This window comes from Curtobacterium sp. TC1 (assembly GCF_019844075.1).
Taxonomy (GTDB): domain Bacteria; phylum Actinomycetota; class Actinomycetes; order Actinomycetales; family Microbacteriaceae; genus Curtobacterium.
In genome coordinates, this window is the sequence record NZ_CP081964.1 from 3,107,908 (window position 1) to 3,128,000 (window position 20,093).

At 69.1% G+C, this 20,093-nt stretch carries 21 protein-coding genes; 9 read left to right on the top strand and 12 right to left on the bottom strand.

The genetic code is table 11. The features are described 5' to 3' along the window. Nucleotides 1–18 precede the first annotated feature (18 nt). Nucleotides 19–969: a helix-turn-helix transcriptional regulator gene (locus KZI27_RS15810; protein ID WP_222658356.1), complete on the bottom strand. Its 951-nt coding sequence runs from the start codon at nt 967–969 to the stop codon at nt 19–21. A 664-nt stretch (nt 970–1,633) separates the two neighbouring features. Beyond that, nucleotides 1,634–2,011 (bottom strand): helix-turn-helix domain-containing protein, encoded by a 378-nt coding sequence (locus KZI27_RS15815; RefSeq protein ID WP_222658357.1) that lies wholly within the window; start codon nt 2,009–2,011, stop codon nt 1,634–1,636. 544 nt (nt 2,012–2,555) lie between these two features. Between KZI27_RS15815 and KZI27_RS15820 the strand changes: the two genes are divergently transcribed. The 7 genes from KZI27_RS15820 to KZI27_RS15850 all read left to right on the top strand — a co-directional run bounded on the left by KZI27_RS15820 (nt 2,556) and on the right by KZI27_RS15850 (nt 7,609). Next, nucleotides 2,556–3,260: an ANTAR domain-containing protein gene (locus tag KZI27_RS15820; RefSeq protein ID WP_222658358.1), complete on the top strand. Its 705-nt coding sequence runs from the start codon at nt 2,556–2,558 to the stop codon at nt 3,258–3,260. 14 nt (nt 3,261–3,274) lie between these two features. Continuing rightward, entirely contained in the window at nt 3,275–4,006 is a 732-nt protein-coding gene (locus tag KZI27_RS15825) for a GAF and ANTAR domain-containing protein (protein ID WP_222658359.1), read from the top strand. A 37-nt stretch (nt 4,007–4,043) separates the two neighbouring features. Next, nucleotides 4,044–4,577 carry a helix-turn-helix domain-containing protein gene (locus tag KZI27_RS15830; protein WP_222658360.1) on the top strand — a complete coding sequence of 178 codons (534 nt, stop codon included), beginning with the start codon at nt 4,044–4,046 and terminating at the stop codon, nt 4,575–4,577. 285 nt (nt 4,578–4,862) lie between these two features. Then, complete coding sequence (locus KZI27_RS20480; RefSeq protein ID WP_222658361.1) at nt 4,863–5,429, top strand: recombinase family protein; 567 nt, start codon at nt 4,863–4,865, stop codon at nt 5,427–5,429. Between the two features lie 231 nt (nt 5,430–5,660). After that, entirely contained in the window at nt 5,661–6,374 is a 714-nt protein-coding gene (locus tag KZI27_RS15840) for a hypothetical protein (RefSeq protein WP_222658362.1), read from the top strand. A gap of 51 nt (nt 6,375–6,425) precedes the next feature. Beyond that, nucleotides 6,426–7,265: a DUF2382 domain-containing protein gene (locus tag KZI27_RS15845; protein WP_222658363.1), complete on the top strand. Its 840-nt coding sequence runs from the start codon at nt 6,426–6,428 to the stop codon at nt 7,263–7,265. A 173-nt stretch (nt 7,266–7,438) separates the two neighbouring features. Beyond that, nucleotides 7,439–7,609: a CsbD family protein gene (locus KZI27_RS15850; protein ID WP_111085188.1), complete on the top strand. Its 171-nt coding sequence runs from the start codon at nt 7,439–7,441 to the stop codon at nt 7,607–7,609. A 150-nt stretch (nt 7,610–7,759) separates the two neighbouring features. Here KZI27_RS15850 and KZI27_RS15855 read toward each other — a convergent pair whose 3' ends face one another. The 4 genes from KZI27_RS15855 to KZI27_RS15870 all read right to left on the bottom strand — a co-directional run bounded on the left by KZI27_RS15855 (nt 7,760) and on the right by KZI27_RS15870 (nt 9,974). Continuing rightward, nucleotides 7,760–7,900: a hypothetical protein gene (locus KZI27_RS15855; protein ID WP_222658364.1), complete on the bottom strand. Its 141-nt coding sequence runs from the start codon at nt 7,898–7,900 to the stop codon at nt 7,760–7,762. A 268-nt stretch (nt 7,901–8,168) separates the two neighbouring features. Next, nucleotides 8,169–9,125 (bottom strand): phosphotransferase, encoded by a 957-nt coding sequence (locus tag KZI27_RS15860; RefSeq protein WP_222658365.1) that lies wholly within the window; start codon nt 9,123–9,125, stop codon nt 8,169–8,171. A 97-nt stretch (nt 9,126–9,222) separates the two neighbouring features. Next, on the bottom strand, nt 9,223–9,471 hold the full coding sequence (locus tag KZI27_RS15865) for a hypothetical protein (RefSeq protein WP_222658366.1): 249 nt from the start codon (nt 9,469–9,471) through the stop codon (nt 9,223–9,225). Next, complete coding sequence (locus KZI27_RS15870; RefSeq protein ID WP_222658367.1) at nt 9,468–9,974, bottom strand: MarR family winged helix-turn-helix transcriptional regulator; 507 nt, start codon at nt 9,972–9,974, stop codon at nt 9,468–9,470. The genes KZI27_RS15865 and KZI27_RS15870 overlap by 4 nt, the downstream gene beginning before the upstream one ends. Nucleotides 9,975–10,066: 92 nt before the next feature. On the opposite strand from KZI27_RS15870, the gene KZI27_RS15875 reads away from it, so the two are divergent. After that, nucleotides 10,067–10,996 carry an NADP-dependent oxidoreductase gene (locus KZI27_RS15875; RefSeq protein WP_222658368.1) on the top strand — a complete coding sequence of 310 codons (930 nt, stop codon included), beginning with the start codon at nt 10,067–10,069 and terminating at the stop codon, nt 10,994–10,996. 14 nt (nt 10,997–11,010) lie between these two features. Here the strand turns inward: KZI27_RS15875 and KZI27_RS15880 are convergent, their stop codons facing one another. The 6 genes from KZI27_RS15880 to KZI27_RS15905 all read right to left on the bottom strand — a co-directional run bounded on the left by KZI27_RS15880 (nt 11,011) and on the right by KZI27_RS15905 (nt 18,504). After that, nucleotides 11,011–11,880 (bottom strand): pentapeptide repeat-containing protein, encoded by an 870-nt coding sequence (locus KZI27_RS15880; protein ID WP_222658369.1) that lies wholly within the window; start codon nt 11,878–11,880, stop codon nt 11,011–11,013. Between the two features lie 202 nt (nt 11,881–12,082). Next, a complete protein-coding gene (locus KZI27_RS15885; protein ID WP_222658370.1) occupies nt 12,083–13,288 on the bottom strand; it encodes an acyl-CoA dehydrogenase family protein in 1,206 nt (401 codons plus the stop codon). Then, nucleotides 13,285–15,003 (bottom strand): dipeptide ABC transporter ATP-binding protein, encoded by a 1,719-nt coding sequence (locus tag KZI27_RS15890; protein ID WP_222658371.1) that lies wholly within the window; start codon nt 15,001–15,003, stop codon nt 13,285–13,287. The genes KZI27_RS15885 and KZI27_RS15890 overlap by 4 nt, the downstream gene beginning before the upstream one ends. Beyond that, nucleotides 15,000–15,908 carry an ABC transporter permease gene (locus KZI27_RS15895; protein ID WP_222658372.1) on the bottom strand — a complete coding sequence of 303 codons (909 nt, stop codon included), beginning with the start codon at nt 15,906–15,908 and terminating at the stop codon, nt 15,000–15,002. The genes KZI27_RS15890 and KZI27_RS15895 overlap by 4 nt, the downstream gene beginning before the upstream one ends. After that, on the bottom strand, nt 15,905–16,843 hold the full coding sequence (locus KZI27_RS15900; protein WP_111086228.1) for an ABC transporter permease: 939 nt from the start codon (nt 16,841–16,843) through the stop codon (nt 15,905–15,907). The genes KZI27_RS15895 and KZI27_RS15900 overlap by 4 nt, the downstream gene beginning before the upstream one ends. Next, a complete protein-coding gene (locus KZI27_RS15905; RefSeq protein WP_222658373.1) occupies nt 16,843–18,504 on the bottom strand; it encodes an ABC transporter substrate-binding protein in 1,662 nt (553 codons plus the stop codon). Before KZI27_RS15905 ends, KZI27_RS15900 begins: the two co-directional genes overlap by 1 nt. A gap of 174 nt (nt 18,505–18,678) precedes the next feature. Between KZI27_RS15905 and KZI27_RS15910 the strand changes: the two genes are divergently transcribed. After that, nucleotides 18,679–20,049 (top strand): NtaA/DmoA family FMN-dependent monooxygenase, encoded by a 1,371-nt coding sequence (locus KZI27_RS15910; RefSeq protein ID WP_222658374.1) that lies wholly within the window; start codon nt 18,679–18,681, stop codon nt 20,047–20,049. Nucleotides 20,050–20,093 lie beyond the last annotated feature (44 nt).

The window sequence follows — 20,093 nt, forward strand, 5'->3', positions numbered from 1 at the left end:
GCAGCAACCGCTCGGCGGTCAACCCTCGGCGGCGGCCCGCAGCGCGTCGCCCGGAAGCTGGCCGAATTCTGCCTTGTAGGACGCCGCGAACCGGCCGAGGTGCGTCAGCCCGACGGACCGGGCCACCGCTGCCACCGACTCGGCTTCGCCGGACTCGAGCTGCTCCCGCGCCAGCAGCAGCCGGATGCCCTTCAAATAGAACAGCGGCGACACCCCGTGGATGCGTCGGAACGCGCCCTGCAGTCCCCGCACGCTCATGCCCGCGGCCTGTGCGACGTCGTCGACGGTGATCCGCTCCGCGATGTGGTCCAGCAGGAACGCTTCGGCTTTCGTCAACCGGGTGCGCGCCGGTGCCTCACGGCCCTGCCCGACCGGCCAGTGCGGGACCGCGGTCAACAAGCCCGCGGCCGCGAATCGGACAAGCTCCCGCTCCCGCTCCAGCGACACCGGTCCGGTGCTGCCCAGGATCTCGGGAGCGATCGCACGCACAACCAGCCACCACGCCGCGAGCGGCGCCCCTTCCGGCACGTGATGGGGCTTGAACTCCAACGGTGCAGGGTTCCACCCGCCCCGTTCCGCGGCGACCTGCTCGACGGTTTCCCGGTCGATGCGCACCACATCCTTCTGGAACCCCGCCCACCGAAACGACTGCCGGCCCTCCCGATACAGCACCGGCCGACCCCGCAGCAGCACCTTCCCATCCACGGCGCCACAGCCGGATTTCAACCACACCACGAACACATCGCCACCGGACTCAACCTCCCCGCGAACGATTCCAGAGCATCGCGTCGACTCCAGCGCCAGCAGCTGCGTCCCAGTCAACGTCTCCTCGAACGCAAACGCTGCCCCGTCCAGAACGCTTACTTGCAAACCGTGGGTCAGATGCGTTCGCGCCACCGCCTCGCGCGCCGCCGCCACCTCATGCGTTCGCACGGCCAGACGGGTCCGCTCCACCGTTGATTCATTCACACCAACGATTCTGCCGAAGCCGCCACCACGACGTCGCCGGACTACCAGCGAAAGTGGGTTCCCGGGAGCGACGCAACGTTCGGGTCATCCCGCCACCCCCGGGATAGCGCACTCCCCCACCAGCCTCAAGGCAGGAAAGGCAAGCCTCTCGAACGGGAAACGAGTGTCACGCAAGCATCACTGCCACGGAGCGCTCCACGCAGCATAGAACCGACCGTCCACCGGCGGAACCCTCTGTCCAGTTCCCCGGAAGAGGTTCGGGATGTCGGCCACGCACCACACGCCACCGACATCCCGCACGCGCCACATCCTGACCCGAACAGGGGGCGCACCATCAACGATGCGACCACGCGCATGTCCTGACAAGTCGGCACTACAGAGGACCCCGCTTCGGCGACGGACCGGGACCGAACGGGGCAGGTCTGGCCGCCACCCGAAGGCGGCCAGACATCCCGGAGCGACACCACACAAACGCGGCTTCAGCTGCGAAGCAGATACCCGAACCTGCTCATGAACAGAGTCAAACAGCCCTCACCACGCGGATCCATCCCCAAAACAGGGGGAACGGCCGTTCTCTCGCACCGGACTCGACGCGACACTGGTCTGCGCATCTGCCCTGGCAGCCCCAACTCCAGGGCACTCGCTGGAGCCCTCAAGCCAGCAGTTAGGCGCGGGCGGCGTGTGCGGTCTCGGACGGTGTCTCACCGTACTGGGCCCGGTAGTAGGCGGAGAACCGGCCGAAGTGCGCAATCCCACTCGCCGCCGCAGCCGTTCCGACCGGCTGATACGGGTTCGCGAGGATCATCTGTCGTGCCCGATGCAACCGCAGCACCCGGACCACGAGGGAGGGCGGCATCCCCAGATCCCGCTGGAACGCTTCCTGCAGGCCCCGTTTGCTGTAGCCGCTCGCCGCCGCGATCTCCGGCGCCGTCAGCCGCCCCCGATACCGCGACCCGATACAGACCAACGCTCGAGCCACCGCCGGCTTCTGCGCGCCAACATCGATCCCCACCGCTGCAAGCTCGTCCGACAACGTCGACATGAACCGACCGTAGACCCACGGTCACGGATCGAAAAAGCGTCCCCGAGGACAGCCGCCGCGGCCGGCACGCTTTGCTCGGGCGTTCACACCAACACCCCATCCCTGCCCGGCCGCGCTCTCGGGAACCGGAACAGCATGATGCTCACACACCGTCAACGCCCACCCCGACGGCCCCACCGCGTGCGGACGAAACGAAACCGCAACCACTCCCGGGAGCCGGCAATGATGCCAAGCACACCGCACCTCCCAGATCGTCCAACGAGACAACTTGAGCTCGGACGGCAGCACGTCGCTCTCCCGGTGCTGTGGTCGCGGCTGAGGTCTGCGGCTATCTCGACAAAGCTCGCCCCGGAGTTTGAGTGTCGGTTGAGCCGCCGTGCGCGGCCTCGGGCGGATCGTGCCGCGAAAGGTGACGTCCGAGATAGCGTGCGTATTGAGTCGTTTGCCCGGACCTAGCACTGCGCTCTGAGCAGGGGAGGTTCGTGATGGCTGTGTCACCGTCCGGTTGGAGCGCGGCCTGCGGCTGCGGCTGCGGGTTCGGGCGATGAGCGACGAGGGGTTCATCGACGCGGTCGCTGCGCTGTACGGCGCCGGCGATCAGGATGACCTGTGCGCACCGTTCCTGTCGGCGTTGCCGGTGACCGGCGTTGCTATCTCGACGCTTGGTGAGCCCTTCGGGCCTGAGACCGTGTGTGCGAGCGACTCGACGGCAGTCCGGTTGGATGAGATCCAGTTCGACCTGGGGGAAGGTCCGTCCTGGGACGCGATGCGGTCTCGGCTGCCGGTGCTCGAGCCGGATCTGCAGGCATCGACGTCTGAGCAGTGGCCGGTCACGTTGATGGCGCTCCAGGTCATTCACCTCGGCGCGGTGTTCGCGTTCCCGATGCATGTCGGCACGCTCAACATCGGCACTGTTGACCTGTACAACCGAGCCGCTACTGCCCTTGCCGGAGACGTCGTCGCAGATGCGGCCGCGCTCACTGAAGCCGTCAGCCGGCAGGTGCTGCATCGTGCTCTCGCCCGCCGCGAAGACACCGGTGCCGGCGCCCACGATGTCAGCCGTTACTCCCGGCGCGAGATCTACCAGGCCTCGGGCATGGTCGCCGCGCAGACCGGCGCGGACGTGAACGACGCCCTGCTGCTCCTCCGCGCGTCCGCGTACACCGCCGGCCGCACCGTCCGTGACCTCGCAAACGACGTGATCCACCGCACGGTCGACTTCACCGACCGCGACGGCTCCGGCTTCTGAGGAAGGAAGCAGCCATGGTCAGAACCCGAGAACAGCAACTCGTCGAAACGTTCGTCACCCTCACCGACACACTCGTCGCCGACTACGACATCGTCGAACTGTTGCAGTCCCTCGTCGACAACGCCACCGAGCTGTTCGACGCAACTGCGGCCGGGATCTTGCTCGTCAACCAGTCGCAGGACCTGGAAGTGGTGGTCTCCACCAGTGAGCGCAGCGCGCTCGTCGGGTTGCTGCAGCTCGAAGCCGGGGAGGGGCCGTGTGTGGAGGCGTTCACGACGGGGTCACCGGTGTCCGTACAGGACGCCGACGAGATGCGTCGACGGTGGCCACAGTTCGCGGCAGCGTCGCAGGAAGCCGGCTACACCTCCGTGCACTCCATCCCGCTGCGGCTGCGCGACACCGTCCTCGGATCGATGAACCTGTTCCGCGAGACACCCGGCGCACTCAACGAAGACGACGCGATCGCGGCGCGGGCACTCACCGACGTCGCAACGATCAGCATCCTGCAACAGCGCAACGTCGACCACGCCACCTTGGCGCAGGCGCAACTGCAGCAGGCACTGAACAGCCGCGTCGTCATCGAACAGGCCAAGGGGTTCGTCTCCCACACGCACCACGTCGACATGGACACAGCGTTCCAGCTGCTCCGCGGCTACGCCCGTTCGCACCAGATCCGGCTCGCCGACCTCGCGCGTTCGGTCGTGCGCCGCGAGACGGTCATCCCCACCGTCAACGAGGACGCGTGACACTGCGCGGTTCTCCAGATCACGACGCTGGTCTTGCGTGAGCGGGAACCGACCACCTACGGTTGCGTCTCAGCTGCCCCAGCCCTTGGTCGCCGGAACACCACCCCATTCCGATGACGACCGAGAGGACATCGTGACATCGCAGCGTTGTTCCCTCGACGTTCCGGTATCGGGTACCCCGAGCCACCGGTCGGGTGCCGACCCGAACGAGTACCCGACCGGTCTCACCACCCCGATCAACACGCCAATGCCGGCGCGCCTGGCGGTCGCCGTCGCGTTCATCGAAACCCACGCTGCCGAAACCCTGTCCGCTGGGACGATCGCCTCCGCCGCCGACCTGAGCATCCGGGACTCGCAACTGCAGTTCCTCGCCCACTTCGGCGTCGCACCGATGCAGTACGTCCGGCAGCTCCGACTCGAAGGGGTCCGCGCTGAACTCAGTGCCGTCCCCGCGAGGAACGATGTGGGGGCCATCGCCCGGAGGTGGGGGTTCGCGCATCTCGGCCGGTTCACCGACACGTACATCCATCACTTCGGGGAAGCCCCGGATTCGCTCGAACTGAACCGATGAGTCGGGTGGCAGCTGAATCGACACCCACCAGGCGTCGAGAAGAGTCTCGTTCACCGGGTGACCGGACTGTTCGGGTCAAGACGGTGACGCGGGAGGAACGCAGTACCGCTGCGATCCGGCGAGTCGGAATCGAGTTCACCCCTCTTCCGACTCGCCCACTCCCATGCACCGAGTCAAGTCGGCCAACGCCTGACAAAAACAGCTGGGACTGCTGCAGGTTGAGACCATCGGCGACGTTGATCGAGTGTTCGAGGAGAAGATCTCCGGCGGCGCACGCACCACCGCTTGGCCCCGGCCGACTGCATCGGATACGTCCGGGTCGCATCGACGGACAGGCTCGCCCGTTCCCTCGGCGGCCTTCGGGACATCGTCGCCGACTTCACCGCGAAGGGCGCATCGGTTGAGTTCGGGAAGGAGCAGCAGACCTACAGCCGCGACACTGACGACGCGATCGGCCGGCTCATGCTCAACCTCCTCGGCGCGTTCGCCGAATTCGAACGCACCCTCATCTGTGATTCATCAGCACCGGCGTCCCGAAGCCCACAGTCGCTCGAGGACTTGGTGTCGACAGAACCACCCTGTACCGGATGCTGGCCACGCCCCTCTCCCCTACCGCTCCGAACGCAGCCGTCGGCGACGTCGCCGGCGTGTAGCGTTCAACGCCCCGGACTCACGCACACCGCGATCACAACACGACGCATCGCCGGCGGCATGGAGTTCCTCACGGTCCGCGGGCTGCACCGTAGTGCTGCTACAACGATCGGTGCTGCCGTGGTCGGCCGGTGGTGGCGGCGCGACTCGCCGTTCCCGATCAGTGCCTCAGCGGCAGCGGCGACGAGGGCAAGGCGGTGAGGGTTCCGGGTCCACGTCCGTCGCAAATGTCCACGCTACGCAGCCCCATTCGGAGCAGCTGTGGCGTCCCGTCCCCGACAGATCCCTGCCGGTTGGCCGGCTCTTGCACGACGACGGTCCGACCGCGGGGCACGAGCCTTTCGCTGTCTGGATGAGGTCCCTCATTCGAGGGGGTTGGGTTGCGGCTGCCGGTGTCACAGGTCCGTGACGCCACAGAACAGGGAGAGTCTCATGAGCGACACCACCGACCCCCGCCAGCCAGTTCCAGGCAGCGACGGCGATCGAGTAGACAATTCGGTGCCCGCCGATCGTGCCGTCCCAGTGCCGCGTCCAGATGACGACCACGCGCGCTCCACGGGGAAGGACCACACGCCGACGGACCGCGAAGTCGTCGTTGGCCGGGAGAAGGAAGAGTTCAGCGGCTTCAAGTGGGGATCGGCGTTTTTCGGTTGGCTCACCGCCACCGGTACCGCCGTGCTGCTGACCGCGATTCTCAGCGCCGTCGGCGCCGGTGTCGGGCTCGGCACGAACAACGGTGACGTCAACGACGCTGCGGAGAACGTGACGAAGAACGGTGACGTCGTCGGCATCGTCGGCGCGATCGCCCTTGCCGTGATCCTGTTCGTCGCGTACTACTGCGGCGGGTACGTTGCGGGCCGCATGGCACGCTTCGCCGGCGTCAAGCAGGGCCTCGGCGTGTGGATCTGGGCGGTCGTCATCGCGATCGTGGTCGCGATCGTTGCAGCGATTGCAGGATCGCAGTTCAACATCCTCGGTCAGCTCAACAGTTTCCCCAGGATCCCCATCGACGAGGGCACGTTGACCGTAACCGGCATCGTGACGGTCGCCATCGTTGCCGTCATCAGCCTCGTCGGCGCGATCCTCGGCGGCTTGGGCGGGATGCGATATCACCGGAAGGTCGACCGTGTCGGCCTCGGCCGGTGACACCAGCTTCACCATCAGCACAGCAGACATGCCCGAACTGAAGGAGACATCATGATCGACAACGACACCGTCAACGCCATCTTCGACACCAAGGTCGTCGACGAGTCCGGAAACAAGGTCGGCACCGTCAAGCAGGTGTACCTCGAGAACGCCACCGGCCAGCCCCTGTTCGCCTCCGTCTCGACGGGTCTGTTCGGAACGTCGGAGTCATTCGTGCCGCTGCAGGACGCAACGTTCACCGGCGACGAGCTCCGCGTCGGCTACGACAAGGACAAGATCAAGGACGCACCCCGCGTCGAAGCGGACGGCGAACTGTCTGAGCAGGAACAAGACCGCATCTTCGACTACTACGGCCTCGGCACCCGCGGCACGGACAGGACAGACACTGGTCACGGGACCACCGGAGCCGTCGACGGTCGCTACGGCACCGACGCCACGGACACCGCGGCCGACTACACCGGCACCGAGACCACGGAAGCTGCCGGGCAGGACACGTCGGGCCCGAACACCGACGACGCGATGACCCGGTCCGAGGAGCGCCTCAACGTCGGCACGCAGAACGTGCAGACCGGACGTGCGCGCCTTCGGAAGCACATCGTCACCGAGCAGCAGAACGTCACGGTTCCAGTGCAGCACGAGGAGCTTCGCGTCGAGTCGGAGCCGATCACAGACTCCAACGTCGGCGACACGCTCGACGGCCCGGCCCTGTCCGAGGAAGAGCACGAAGTAACCCTCAGCGCGGAGCGTGTCGTGGTCGACAAGGAGACCGTCCCGGTCGAGCGCGTCCGTGTCGGGAAGGAGACCGTCACCGAACAACAGCAGGTGTCCGAGGACGTCGCGCACGAGGAGATCGACCTCGACGAGGACGGCACCGACCGCGCACGAAGCTGACCTGACCAGTTGCACGAAGCCGGTCCGCTCCACTCCGGAGCGGGCGGCGTTCGTCTTGTGCCTGCCGATCTGACGTCTGAGGAACGCCGCTTCCTGGCTGGCACGGCCATCGGCGGCGGCCGCGTACGGTCAGCGACATCGCGCACGTCGTGCGCAATGGATCGGAGGAACACATGGGACTCGACGACAAGATCAAGAACGCCGGGCAGGACCTCGCCGGAAAGGCGAAGGAGACCGTCGGTGAGCACAAGGGTGACGACAGCCTCCAGGCCGACGGCCAGAAGGACCAGGCCTCAGCGTCGGCGAAGAAGGCTGGCGAAGACGTCAAGGACGCCTTCAAGTAAGCAGCGTCGAACAGGCTGATGGCTCGCGACAGGTGGCGGGCCATCAGCATGCGAAGGCGCGATCACCTCTCAGCGGACCGGTCGCGATGTCTCGGGCAGCCGTGTAGGGATCCACGCGTCCGCTGCCGCGACATGCGCCGACAAGCAAGATCAGGCAGAGCCGATCGGCGTCCGTTGCCGGTTGCGAGAACTCCGCGCCGATACCGTTGACGACACCGCGCTGCGCACGGACAGCAGCACGTGGCCGTCCTTGGTCGGCAGCCCGACCGAGATGTTCCGGATGCTGCCCATCACGCCACTCTGCCACCGGTGCGGGTTCGGTAGGTTCAGACCGTGCAACACATCCGCTCCATCGTCACCCTCGCGGTCGTCTTCCTCGGTCTGGGCTTCCTGCTCACAGCCGGTGGTTCGGTCTGGACGACCCTCACCCCGGACGGCACCGGCGTGAACTTCGCCGCGGGTTTCATGTACATGGGCGCATGGTCGTCGGTATCGCCGGGATCGCACTCGGGGTCGCCGCGCTCGTGGCCGTCGCCCGGGCGGCGAAGCGCTTCGGCCGCTAACCGGCGAGCGCCTCGGCAGCAGCACCCCACCCGGTGGGGTCGTCCCCCGGCGGGATGAACAGCATCGTGTTCCAGAGCACCAGGACGTCCCACCACGCGAGCTCGTCGGCAGTGAGCGCGCTCACCGAGCGGTAGCCGTCGAGCAACTGCCGGTGGACCGCTTCGGGGACCGGCCCCCAGTCGTGGAAGAGCGTCCCGAGCAGGACGGCCGACCGCGCCAGTTCGACGATGCGGTGGTCGCGGCGCAGGTCCTCGAAGTCGATGACGGCGACGACGTCCGCGTCAGCGCACAGGACGTTCGCCGCCCGGTAGTCCCCGTGCACGATCTGGACCGGCAGGTCGTCGGACGGCGCGGCCGTCAGCAACCGTCGCAGCGCCACCCGGGCACGGTCCGGCACGTTCGTCGTCGCACCGTCGAGCCAGTCCTCGACCTGCTGCAGGAGCGGGGCCGGCGGCGGGCGCACACCGGCTGCGCGCTCCCGATCGGGGCTGTCGCGCAGGGCGTCGTGGAAGCGGGCGAGCGTCGCACCGGCGGCGCGGACCTCTGCCGGTTCACGGACGTCCAGCAGTGTTCCGTCGATGACGCGCTGGAGCCCCATCGAGACCCCGTCGTCCTCGACCTGCACCCGTCCGTCGGGCGTCGGCACCGGGGCGGAAACGGGCAGGCCGCGCTCCGCGAGCCACGTCGTGAGGTCCGCCGCGAACGCCAAGCGCTCGAACCCCTCCGGTGCGATGGACCACTTCAGGAGCATCCGGCCGTCAGCGGTCGACACCCAGGCGAGCGCGTTGTGGTCACTCATCACGATGCGCTCGCACACGACGACGTGCACGTTCCACCACCGGTCGAGCGTCCGGATGACCCAGTCCTCGGCAGCGGCGACGTCCGTGAACCCGAAGCGGCTCCGCAGCACCTGGGCGGGATCGGCACGTTCCCAGAGCATCTCGAGGGTCATCGCTCCACCCTCGCAGGTCGCGCTGGCATCCGGTACCGGTCCCCCGACGGAAGCGACACCGTGTCGCGGCGACGGTCACGCACGCGCAGCTGACGCCTCAGCGGCGGCGGGCGCGGAGCCGCTGCACGCCCACCCATCCGGCGACCGCGAAGCACCCGAGCGCGAGGGCGTACGAGACGAGCAGATCGGCCCATGCACGCGGGTTGATCGACCCGTCGGGCAACCGTTCCTGCAACTGGAACGCTGTCGGGAACAGCCAGTAGGACGTCGCGTAGACGGTCAGCGCCACTCCGACGACGACCGAGACGACGATGATCCACCGAGCGGCGCGCGCTCCGACGGTCACGCGGACGCCCCCTTCGCGGATCGTCGCGACGCTGACCGCGGCGGGTTTGATCGCAGGTGTTCGCTGATGCGCCCGAGGACCCGTGCGAGGTCGCTGGCGTCGTCGTCCGAGATGGCGGCGAACAGCAGCGAGTGGACCGTACCGATGTGCCCGGGGAACACCTGCTCCAGGACCTCGCGCCCCGCGTCGGTGATCGCGACGACGGTGCTGCGCTCGTCGTCCGGCGACGGGGACCTCGTGACGAGCCCGCGCTGTTCGAGCAGTTGCGCCTGGTAGGTCAGACCGCTTCGGCTGTACACGACACCGTCGGCCAGGTCCGTCATGCGCAGATGCCCGTCCGGAGCATCCCCCAGCCGCGCCAGGAGCTGGAACTGCACAGTGCTCAACCCGCCGACGTCGCGGAGCTGCTTCTCGACCGCGGGGCGCAGGAGTGCACTCACCTCGGTCAGCGCGAAGTAGGCGCCGAGCTGTGTCGGGGTCAGTGCGGTGGGGGTGTCGCTCATACAGCCATCCTACCTGTTGCTTCGAGTTCGAAGCAGTGCTAGCGTCTCCGACAAGCGCTTCGAATTCGAAGCAATTACGAAAGGGCATCATCATGAAGGCAGTGCAGTTCCACGAAGTCGGCGGACCCGAGGTCCTCCAGTACGGCGAGGTCGAGCAGCCGACCCCGGCAGCGGGTCAGGTGCGGCTCCGCGTCGCGGCGTCCGCGTACAACGCCGCAGACAACGGCATGCGGGCCGGCTTCCTGCCGATCCCGATCCAGCTGCCGCACGTCCCCGGCTACGACGTCTCCGGCACGGTCGACGCGATCGGCGAGGGGGTGACCGGGTTGACCGTGGGCGACGCGGGCATCGCGTTCCTGCCGATGGACCGCGACGGCGGGGCAGCCGAGTACGTCATCGCACCGGCGGACGCCGTGGTCGCAGCGCCGACGAGCATCCCACTGGCCGACGCGGCCGCGCTGCCGTCCGTCGCGCTGACCGCCTGGCAGGCCCTGTTCGACGACGGCCGGCTCACCGCCGGACAGCGGCTGCTCGTCGTGGGTGCCGGCGGGGTCGTCGGCAAGTACGCCGTCCAGCTCGCCAAGCGCGCCGGAGCACACGTCATCGCGACCGCCAGCCCCCGCAGTGCCGATGCCGTGCGCGCGGCCGGTGCCGACCAGGTCATCGACCACACCGACGTCGACCTGCTCGACGCCCTCGACGGTCAGGTCGACGTGCTGCTCAACCTGGCGCCGATCGAGCCCGAGCAGTTCGCGGCGGACGTCGCAGCGGTCCGCGACGGCGGGGTCGTCGTGAGCACGACGGCGTTCATGGCCACCCCGGGTGACGAGTCCCGAGCCGTGCGCGCAGCGACCGTGTTCGTCCTGCCGAACCGCGAACGCCTGACGGAGCTCGTCGCGTTGGTCGACGACGGTGCACTGACGGTCGAGGTCACGCGGCGCATCCCGCTCGCCGAGCTCCCCGCACTGCACACCGAGGGCGCAGCCGGGAGGATCGCCGGCAAGGTCATCGTTCTGCCCTGACCCGGATCACCGGATCACCGGAGCGACCAGTGTGACGGGCGGTCCAGGTCGTCGGGCAGCACCGTGGATGCGTCACCCTGGGCGGCGTTCACCTGCGGCTGGGTGAGGAACAGCGCGTTCGACAGGTCCGCTCCCCCGAGCCGGGCATCGCGCAGGTCCGCCCCGAGCAGGTCCACGCCAGACAGGTCGCCTCCCCGCAGGTCCGCGGCGATCAGGACCGCACCGCGCAGATCGGCGCCGACCAGGACACGAGATCGCAGGTCGCGGCCGGCCAGGTCAGCCGACGGGTGCAGGTCACCGACCGCCTCACCGGCGGCGGGGTACCCACCTCGAGCCTCGGCGCTGACGTCGATCAGGACGGAACGAACGTCGAACCGGAGCGACTCGACGTCCACCGCGATGACGTCGGCCAGCTCGCCGTCGAGGACCTGCTGAATGCGGCGCCCGAGCACGGTCGGTGCTTCCGCAGACCCCAGAACGGTCGATCGGGACACCGCCTCGGCCAGGTACCAGAGCATCTCGTGGAGCTGCCGGGCGACGGCGAAGGCCCGGAACATCTCGGGCTTCGAGTCGGGTTCGTCGACCCAGCTCGTGCCGTCGAACAGGACCTGCGAGACGTACTGGCCGGCCCCGAAGCAGTCGAAGGTGGTGCATCCGGTGAAGCCCCGTGGACGGAGGGCCTGGTGGATCGTGCAGGAGAAGTCGTCGGCCAGGTTGCGGCACGGGGTCCCCGCGGCCTTGTCGATCGGGAAGTCGCTGGACCGCTGGAACCCGAAGGCGGTGCAGCAGAGCGCGAAGCAGTCACCGCACGAAGCGCGGAGGGCCGAGCGGTCGGCGGGAGAAGAAGGAGAAAGAGGAGGAAAAGAAGAAGAAGACGATGACATGGACGAACGGTCTCTCTGGAGTGGACTCGACAGGGCGCCGGGGTGCTGGGGAACTCCGTCGGGAGTCCCCGTTCCGGGCGCACGAGACCACCGCCCCTCGTCCGAGGAGCGAACCGGTGCCGCTGGGTGTGCTCTGGGTCACAGAGCGGGAGGACGTGTCACTGTCCGCCAGCGTAGCTCCGCACGAGGTCAGCCGGCGTGATCACCCGGTCTCACCCGTGGCCCAGAAGTAGGTCAGCGGGGAGCCGTTGACCAGGTGGTCGCCGATCACCCGTTGCTGGAACACCACCGGGTTGTGCGACGACAGGGTCCGCGCGTTCCGCCAGTGCCGGTCGAGGGAACGGTCACGGTCGGTGGCGCTGGCCCCGCCGACCTCGAAGAGCGTGGTCGCCGCCCGCAGCACGATCTCGACCACCACTCCCTGGAGGGCGATCGTCCGGAGTTCGGCCGCATCGATCAGCGCGTCGGCTCCGTCATCACCGGACTCGATCGCGCCGTGCGCAGCGTCGATGGCCGCGGCGGCGTCCAGGACGAGGGCCTCGGCGGCGATCGCGTCCGATGCGATGCGGCCGACGACGGACTGCACGAGCGGGTCCGTGGCCGCGGTCGCCCCGACTCCGTGCTGGTAGTGCCGGGTCCGTGACCGTACGAACGATGCGGCGTCGCGGGCGGCCGCGGCGCCGACCCCGGCGAGCGACGCCAGCAGCACGGTCTGCAGGAACGCCGGCAGCACGGTTCGCCGCTCCGAACGCTCGGGTCGGAGTTGCCAGAGCTCCACGCGGACGCCGTCGAACTTCGTCGTGCCGCTGCCGGTCAGCCGCTGCCCGAAGCCGTTCCAGTCGTCGCGGACCTCCACACCGGGGTCGTCGACCCGCACGGTGACCCCGACGGTGTGCCCGTCCGGTGTGCGCGCGGAGACGGTCGTCCAGTCGGCGAAGATCGTGCCGGTGCTGTAGTGCTTCTCACCGTGCAGGCGCCAGCCGTCGCCGTCGGGCACGATGTGCGTCGACAGGGATCCGACCGCTGCGGTCGAGCGCTCGTGGCTGGCGTTGCCGAAGACCTCGCCCGCGGCGATGCGGGTGAACCACTCGTCACGGCGGACGACGTCGGGTTCGAGCAGCAGTTCCTCGACGAAGGCGAAGTGCGCGCGGAGGAGCTGCGGGATGTTCGAGTCGGCCTCCGCGAGACGGATGAGCAGCGCGAAGAGGTCGGTCGCCGACGCACCCGCACCGCCGGAGGACGTCGGCACCGTCACGGCTGTGAAGCCCGAATCCGCCAGCCACCTGACCGGTTCGTGCGGCAGGGAACGGCTCTGCTCGCGCTCCACCGCCCCGGCCGCGATCCGCTCGAACACCGGCGCGAAGCGCTCCAGCAGGGAGGTGGGGGTGGGCAGTGTCGTGGTGGTCATGATTCCTCCTGGAGGTTCCGGTGGGCGCTGACGCCCGGGATCGCGTCGAGCAGCCCCTGCGTGTACGGGTCGCGCGGCGAGCGGAACACCTGGTCGGCCGTTCCCTCCTCGACGACACGACCGTCGCGCAGCACGAGCACGCGATCGCTGACGTGGTGGATCACACCGAGGTCGTGCGAGATGAAGAGCGCAGCGGTTCCGTACTCCTGTCGGATGTCGGCGAGCAGGTCGAGCACCTGCGCCTGGACGGACACGTCGAGCGCGCTGACGGCCTCGTCCAGGACGAGCACGTCTGGATCGGTGGCGAGCGCGCGGGCGATGGCGACGCGCTGTCGCTGGCCGCCGGACAGCGTCGACGGGTGCCGGCGTGCGATGGACAGGTCGAGTCCGACGCCCGTGAGCAGCTCCTCCGTGCGAGCGGTGTCGGAACGACCGTCCTCGGGTGTGCCACGGGCGGCTCGCGCCCCGGTGAGCGCCGAACGGATCAGCTCTCCCACGCTGCGGCGCGGGTCGAACGACGACAGGGGGTCCTGCGACACCGTTGCGATCCGCGGTCGATCACCGCGACGAGCACGCTCCGACAGTGCCGACCAGGGCCGTCCCTCCAACGTGACGGAGCCCGAGGACGGCGGGGTCAGCGCGAGGGCGATGGCAGCCGTCGTGGACTTCCCGGAGCCGGACTCCCCCACGATCCCGAGCGTCTCCCCTGCGCGCAGGTCGAACGACACGTCGTCGACCACGGTCCGGACGACCCGGTCGGGGCCGCGGTAGCGCTTGCTGACGTGCGAGACGGAGAGCACCACCGATCCGGCGACGGGCACCGGCCGCGAGGCCGGCCGCGGCGCGAGGGTGGCACGGGGAGCGTCGGACAACCGTGTGCCCGGCGCGTGCGCTGCGGGGATCGCCGAGAGCAGCCGCTTCGTGTACGGGTCCTGCGGGTCGCCGAGGACGGCGCCGACCGGCCCCTGCTCGACGACGACACCGTGCTGCATCACCACGACGTCGTCCGCGAGCCGTTCGACGACGCCGAGGTCGTGGCTGATGAGCACGAGCCCGGTCCCGCCTGCGCGGAGCTCGTCGAGGAGCGCGAGGATCTGCGCCTGCACGGTGGTGTCGAGCGCCGTCGTCGGCTCGTCGGCGATGAGCACCGCGGGGTCGAGGGCGATCGCCGCGGCGATGAGCGCGCGCTGCCGGAGCCCGCCGGACAGTTCCGACGGCAGCTGCCGCGCACGCAACGACGGCGACGGGATCCCGACGCGCTCGAGCAGCGAGAGCACCTGCCGTTCGCGCTCCGCCCGCGGTCCGACGCCGTGCACCCGGAGCGCGTCGGCGACGGACGCCCCGATCTTCCGGAGCGGATCGAGCGAGACGAGGGCGTCCTGCAGCACGTACCCGGCCTCCTTCCCGCGCACCTTCCGCCACGAGCCGTCGGACAGGTCGCGCAGGTCGCGTCCGCCGAGCGACAGCGTCGAGGCCGTGGTCGTCGACGTCGGACCGTTCAGCCCGAGCAGCGACCGGGCCGTGACGCTCTTGCCGGAGCCGGATTCACCGACGATCGCCACGCAGCGTCCGGCCTCGAGCGTGAAGGAGACGTCCTGCACGACGGTGCGGCCGCCGAAGGCGACGGAGAGACTCCGGACGTCGACGACGGGATCGTCGCCACCACGGAACGGGACGGACGCCGTGGCGGACGTGAGCTGCGATGCGGTGGTCACCGGGGGCCTCCAGGCTGGGTCAGGGTCTGCAGGGCGCGACCGACGGCGGTCAGTGACAGCGCGAGCAGGACGATCACGACGCCCGGCCAGAAGTCGAGCCACCACGCCTGCTGCAGGTAGTTCCGGCCGGCGTTGAGCATCGCGCCCCACTCCGGGGCGGGCGGCTGCACGCCCATGCCGAGGAACCCGAGCGCGGACGCCCAGACGATCGCCTGCCCGATGCCGAGCGTGACGAGCACGGTGAGCGGTCGGAAGGCGTTGGGCAGCAGCGTCCGGAACAGCACGTGCGCCGAGGAGTGCCCGAGCGCGCGTTCGGCCTGCACGTACGCGGCCCCGCGGACCGCGAGCACCTGCCCACGCACCATCCGGGCGTACCCCGGGATCGTCGCGATGCCGACGGCCAGGATCTGTGTCCCGGCGCTCGACCCGAAGACGGCGATCAGGATGAGCGCGAGCAGGATGCCCGGGAACGCGTAGAGCACCTCGATGACACGCGTCACCACGGCGTCGACCGCTCGGCCGCCGAGTCCGCCGAGGACGCCGAGGAGGACGGCCCCGGCGAGGCCGAGCGCGGTCGCGCCGACCCCGATCAGGACCGACTGGCCGGCCCCGTGCACGACACGCGAGTAGACGTCCCGGCCGGACTGGTCGGTCCCGAAGACGTGCTGCGCACTGGGTGCGTCGAAGCTCTTGCCCAGGTCGATGGCGAGCGGGTCCTGTGGTGCGAGCAGGGATGGCCAGAGGGCCGCCATCGCGACGAGCGCGATGAAGGCGGCGGCCACCCAGAACGAGACGCGGCGCAACGGATGGGAGGCTCGACGCACCGTGCGGACACCGGCCTCGGCCGGTGCCGGGTCTGGTTGCAGGGCACGGGGTTCGCTGGGTGCGATCGTTGCGGTGGTCATGCTGCGGCTCCGCTCGTGTGGCGCAGTCTCGGGTCCACCAGGACGTACGCGATGTCGGTCAGGATGTTCGCCACGACGTAGACGAGTGCCACGACGAAGGTGATGCCGATGACGAGCGGCAGGTCCTGCGCGCTCACGGCCGTGACCAGGACCTGCCCGATGCCCTGGCGGGCGAACACGACCTCGGCGATGACGGCTCCCGAGACCAACGATCCGAGCCCCCAGCCGGACAGCGTGACTCCGGGGAGCGCCGCGTGCCGGAGTACGTACTTCCCGCGGATCGCACGGTCGGACAGACCACGGCTGCGGGCGGAGAGGACGAACGGCTGCTGCTGCTTGTCCTCGAACTCGTCGCGGGTGACCTGCCCGAGGAACCCGGCGAGCGGGATGGCCAGGGTCAGCGCCGGCAGGACGATGCCGAGCACGCCCGACCCGATGACCGGGAACCAGTGCAACTGGACCGCGAAGACGAGCAGCAGTACGAGGCCGAGCCAGAACTGCGGGAGTCCGGCCGCGACCGTCTCGAGCACCGAGCCGAGGCGTCCGACGATTCCGGGACGTCCGGCAGTGAGGAGCGTCGAGGCGATGGAGAGCAACCACGCGATGACGAGCGCGGACACCGTCAGCGCCAGGGTCGGGCCGATCTGTCCCGCGATGACGGTCGTGACGGACTGCTTCAGTGTGTAGGACTCCCCGAAGTCGAGCCGGAACAGCCCGCCGAGGAAGTCGCCGTACTGCACGATGAGCGGCCGGTCGAAACCGTACTGCTCCGTGACGGCGGCGACGGCTTCCTTCGTGGGGTGAGCAGCGGCACCACCGAGGATCGCGACCGCCGGGTCACCGGGCACCGCGTGTTCGAGGAAGAACACGATGGTGCCGACGGCGAGGAGCAGGACCACCGCCTCGACGAGGCGCCGTGTGACTCGGACGACCATCACTTGCCTCCGTCGATCAAGTAGGCGTCGGAGAGGACGGGCTCGCCCTCACTCGGCTCGATCCACACGCCGCTGACGCGCTCGGAGATCCCGAGGCGGGTCTGGATCGGGTAGAGCGGCAGCGACCAGGCCTTGGACGACAGCAGTGCCTGCGCCTTCGAGTACGCGGTCGCCTGCTTCGCCGGGTCGGTCGTCGCCGTGCCCTCGATGAGCAGCCGGTCGAGTTCGTCGTCGTAGGCGAACGCCGAGTTCTGCCCGTTGTCGACGTCGTAGGTCGCCTTCGAGTACTTGATGTACATGACGTGCGGGGTCGGGCTGTTCCAGTAGTTCCCGAGCAGGTCGTAGGCCTTCGGGTCGCCCCACACGGCGTTCATCGAGGAGGAGTCGAGCGCCTGCAGCACGACCTTGATCCCGACGCGTTTCTCCATCGCCTGGATGTCCTGCAGGATCGTGACGTCCGCCGGTGGGGTCTCGGCGGAGTCCGCGTTGTACGGCAGCTTCACCGTGAGCGTCCGTCCGTCCTTCGTCCGGTAGCCGTCGGCGTCACGGCCGTTCCAGCCGGCGTCGTCGAGGAGTTCCTTCGCCGCTGCCGGGTCGTACGGGAAGGGCTCGTGGTGCGCGGCGTCGTAGTGCGGTGTGCCCGAGGAGACGTTGTTGCCCTCGTACGGGAACACGCCGTTGTAGGCGCTCTCGACGGCCTCCTTCGCGTCCGAGGCGTGCACGAACGCCTTGCGGACGCGGATGTCGCTGAAGACCGCGCTCTGCGTGTTGATGTCCAGGCTGAACGGCGATCCCGAGTGCACGAACGACTGCAGCTCGATCGACGGATCCGACTTCGCCAGGCCCTCGCTCTCCGGCGGCACGTTGAAGATGACGTCCGCCTCGCCCGAGCTGAGTGCGCCGTACCGGGTGGTGTTGTCCTTCAGGAACTTCCACGTGATGCCGTCCAGGTACGCGGGACCCTGGTGCTTCGCGTCGTCCGGCGCGCTGTTGTACGTGTCGTTCCGGACCAGTTCGACGTCCCGCTCGTGGTTCCACTTCGTGACCTCGAACGGCCCGGTGCCGACCGGCGACTCGCAGTTCGCGGCGAGTCCCCGTGCCATGGCCTTCGGCGACTCCATGCCGAAGAACGCCTGCGACAGCGCGGCGAGGAGCGGGGAGTACGGCCGCTTCAGGGAGACCCGGACGACGTGGTCACTGATCGCGGTGGCCTTGTCGAAGTACCCCGTCAAGTACAGCAGATCGGTCGAGGACTGCGTCGCTGGGTCGAGGATCTGCGTGAAGTTGTCCACCACGGCCTGAGCGTCGAACGGGGTGCCGTCAGTGAACCGCACGCCCTGCTTCAGTGTGAAGTCGTACTGCTTGCCGTCGTCCGAGATCGTCCAACTGGACGCGAGCCACGGCCGCACGCTGCCGTCCTCCTGCAGCGACACGAGCGAGTCCAGGTACTGCCTGGCGATGTACGTCTGCGGCATGTCCCCGGAGTTGTGCGGGTCGAGGCAGGTCGGTTCGCGGTCGGTGGCGTACACGAGCGTGCCGCCGCGGACCGGGCCCCGGTCGCGGCCCGCGGCGGTCGACCCGTCGGCGCAGCCCGCGAGCAGCGTCACGACGGCGACCACCGAGGCCGCGACCACGAACGGTCGGAGTGAGAGACGAACCATGGGGAAGGACGGTACGGCCGGGGTCCGTCGGCCGCGAGCGCCGGGCAACACTCCGCAACGGACGGACATCCGGCGTCACACCTGGTCCGCTCTGTGCCGTCGGATGACGTCGCCACGCACGTAGCACTCCGTCACGAACACCGGGGATCCGGCGTCGGTTCCTACGCTCGGGGGATGCCGAAACGCCTGCTGCTCAACGTGTTCGAGATGAACTGCGTCGGCCACATCACCCACGGGTTGTGGCGCCTGCCCGGCAACAACCGGCACCGCTACACGGACATCCGGTACTGGACCGAGCTGGCGCGCACCGCCGAGGCCGGGCAGTTCGACGCGGTGTTCATCGCCGACGTCCTCGGGGCCTACGACGTGTACGGCGGCTCCGCTGCACCGGCGCTGCGCGAGGGGTTGCAGATCCCGAACAACGACCCGATGCTCGTGGTCCCGGCGATGGCGGCCGTGACGGAGCACCTCGGCTTCGGCATCACCTTCTCGACCAGCTACGAGCCCCCGTTCGCGTTCGCGCGACGGATGTCGACGCTCGATCACCTGACGAACGGCCGCGTCGGCTGGAACGTCGTCACGAGCTACCTCCCGAACGCAGCCCGCAACTTCGGCCTGGCGACCGAGATCCCGCACGACACCCGGTACGAGATCGCTGACGAGTACCTCGAGGTGCTGTACCAGCTGTGGGAGGGCTCCTGGGAGGACGGCGCCGTCCTTCGGGACGCCGAACGCGGGATCTACACCGACCCCGCGAAGGTCCACCCGATCGACCACGTCGGTGATCACTTCCGGGTCGCCGGCCCGCACCTGTCCGAGCCGTCGCCGCAGCGCACCCCGACCCTGTTCCTGGCGACCGGTTCGCCGGCCGGCATCGCCCGCGCGGGCCGGCACGCCGAGGTCGTCTTCACCGGCGGGCACGGCGTCGAGCGCACCGCTGACGCCGTCCGGGCCGCCGCCGAGTCGGCGGGCCGTGACCGTGACGACGTCAAGTTCGTGACGCAGGCCGCCGTGATCACCGCGCCGACGCAGCGCGACGTGGACGACAAGGTCGCCCAGTACCGCGCGTTCCAGAGCGAGGAAGGCCCCCTCATCCACGGGAGCGTGCCCTTCGACGCCCTCGCGCACCCGCGCACCCGCTCCGTCCGGGACGCACTCGATGCCGAAGGGGTGGAGGGCGGCGAGCGGCTGGTCGGCCGCGTTGCCCTGGACCAGACCGTGGGAGAGCTCCTGGACCGGGTGAACGAGGCATGGCACGGCGCCTTCTGGGCTGCCGGTGTCCCCGAGGCCGTCACCGAACAGATCGAAGGCTGGCTGGACGACGACGGGATCGACGGCATCAACCTGCGGCAGTACCACTCGTTCGACACCGTGCGCGACTTCGCGACCCACGTCACCCCACTGCTGCGGGAACGCGGCCGGCTGCCCGAGCGGTACACCGACGGCGAGACGCTTCGCCAGCGCGTTCAGGGCGGCGGGCCGTCACGACTGCCGAGCCGCCACCCTGCGGCACGGCACCGCCGCGGAGTCGACGCCCGGGGCTGATCGCCGGGCGCATCGGCGTTCCGCCCGTCCGCGGTCCGGACGCG

Excerpts from the sequence above, each read along its gene's own strand:
- KZI27_RS15910 (WP_222658374.1), top strand. The coding sequence starts at position 18,679 with ATGCCGAAACGCCTGCTGCTCAACGTGTTCGAGATGAACTGCGTCGGC.
- KZI27_RS15875 (WP_222658368.1), top strand. The coding sequence starts at position 10,067 with ATGAAGGCAGTGCAGTTCCACGAAGTCGGCGGACCCGAGGTCCTCCAG.
- KZI27_RS15815 (WP_222658357.1), bottom strand. The coding sequence starts at position 2,011 with ATGTCGACGTTGTCGGACGAGCTTGCAGCGGTGGGGATCGATGTTGGC.
- KZI27_RS15840 (WP_222658362.1), top strand. The coding sequence starts at position 5,661 with ATGAGCGACACCACCGACCCCCGCCAGCCAGTTCCAGGCAGCGACGGC.
- KZI27_RS15860 (WP_222658365.1), bottom strand. The coding sequence starts at position 9,125 with ATGACCCTCGAGATGCTCTGGGAACGTGCCGATCCCGCCCAGGTGCTG.
- KZI27_RS15885 (WP_222658370.1), bottom strand. The coding sequence starts at position 13,288 with ATGACCACCACGACACTGCCCACCCCCACCTCCCTGCTGGAGCGCTTC.
- KZI27_RS15900 (WP_111086228.1), bottom strand. The coding sequence starts at position 16,843 with ATGGTCGTCCGAGTCACACGGCGCCTCGTCGAGGCGGTGGTCCTGCTC.
- KZI27_RS15845 (WP_222658363.1), top strand. The coding sequence starts at position 6,426 with ATGATCGACAACGACACCGTCAACGCCATCTTCGACACCAAGGTCGTC.
- KZI27_RS15905 (WP_222658373.1), bottom strand. The coding sequence starts at position 18,504 with ATGGTTCGTCTCTCACTCCGACCGTTCGTGGTCGCGGCCTCGGTGGTC.
- KZI27_RS15895 (WP_222658372.1), bottom strand. The coding sequence starts at position 15,908 with ATGACCACCGCAACGATCGCACCCAGCGAACCCCGTGCCCTGCAACCA.
- KZI27_RS15820 (WP_222658358.1), top strand. The coding sequence starts at position 2,556 with ATGAGCGACGAGGGGTTCATCGACGCGGTCGCTGCGCTGTACGGCGCC.
- KZI27_RS15870 (WP_222658367.1), bottom strand. The coding sequence starts at position 9,974 with ATGAGCGACACCCCCACCGCACTGACCCCGACACAGCTCGGCGCCTAC.
- KZI27_RS15880 (WP_222658369.1), bottom strand. The coding sequence starts at position 11,880 with ATGTCATCGTCTTCTTCTTCTTTTCCTCCTCTTTCTCCTTCTTCTCCC.
- KZI27_RS15850 (WP_111085188.1), top strand. The coding sequence starts at position 7,439 with ATGGGACTCGACGACAAGATCAAGAACGCCGGGCAGGACCTCGCCGGA.
- KZI27_RS15855 (WP_222658364.1), bottom strand. The coding sequence starts at position 7,900 with ATGGGCAGCATCCGGAACATCTCGGTCGGGCTGCCGACCAAGGACGGC.
- KZI27_RS15825 (WP_222658359.1), top strand. The coding sequence starts at position 3,275 with ATGGTCAGAACCCGAGAACAGCAACTCGTCGAAACGTTCGTCACCCTC.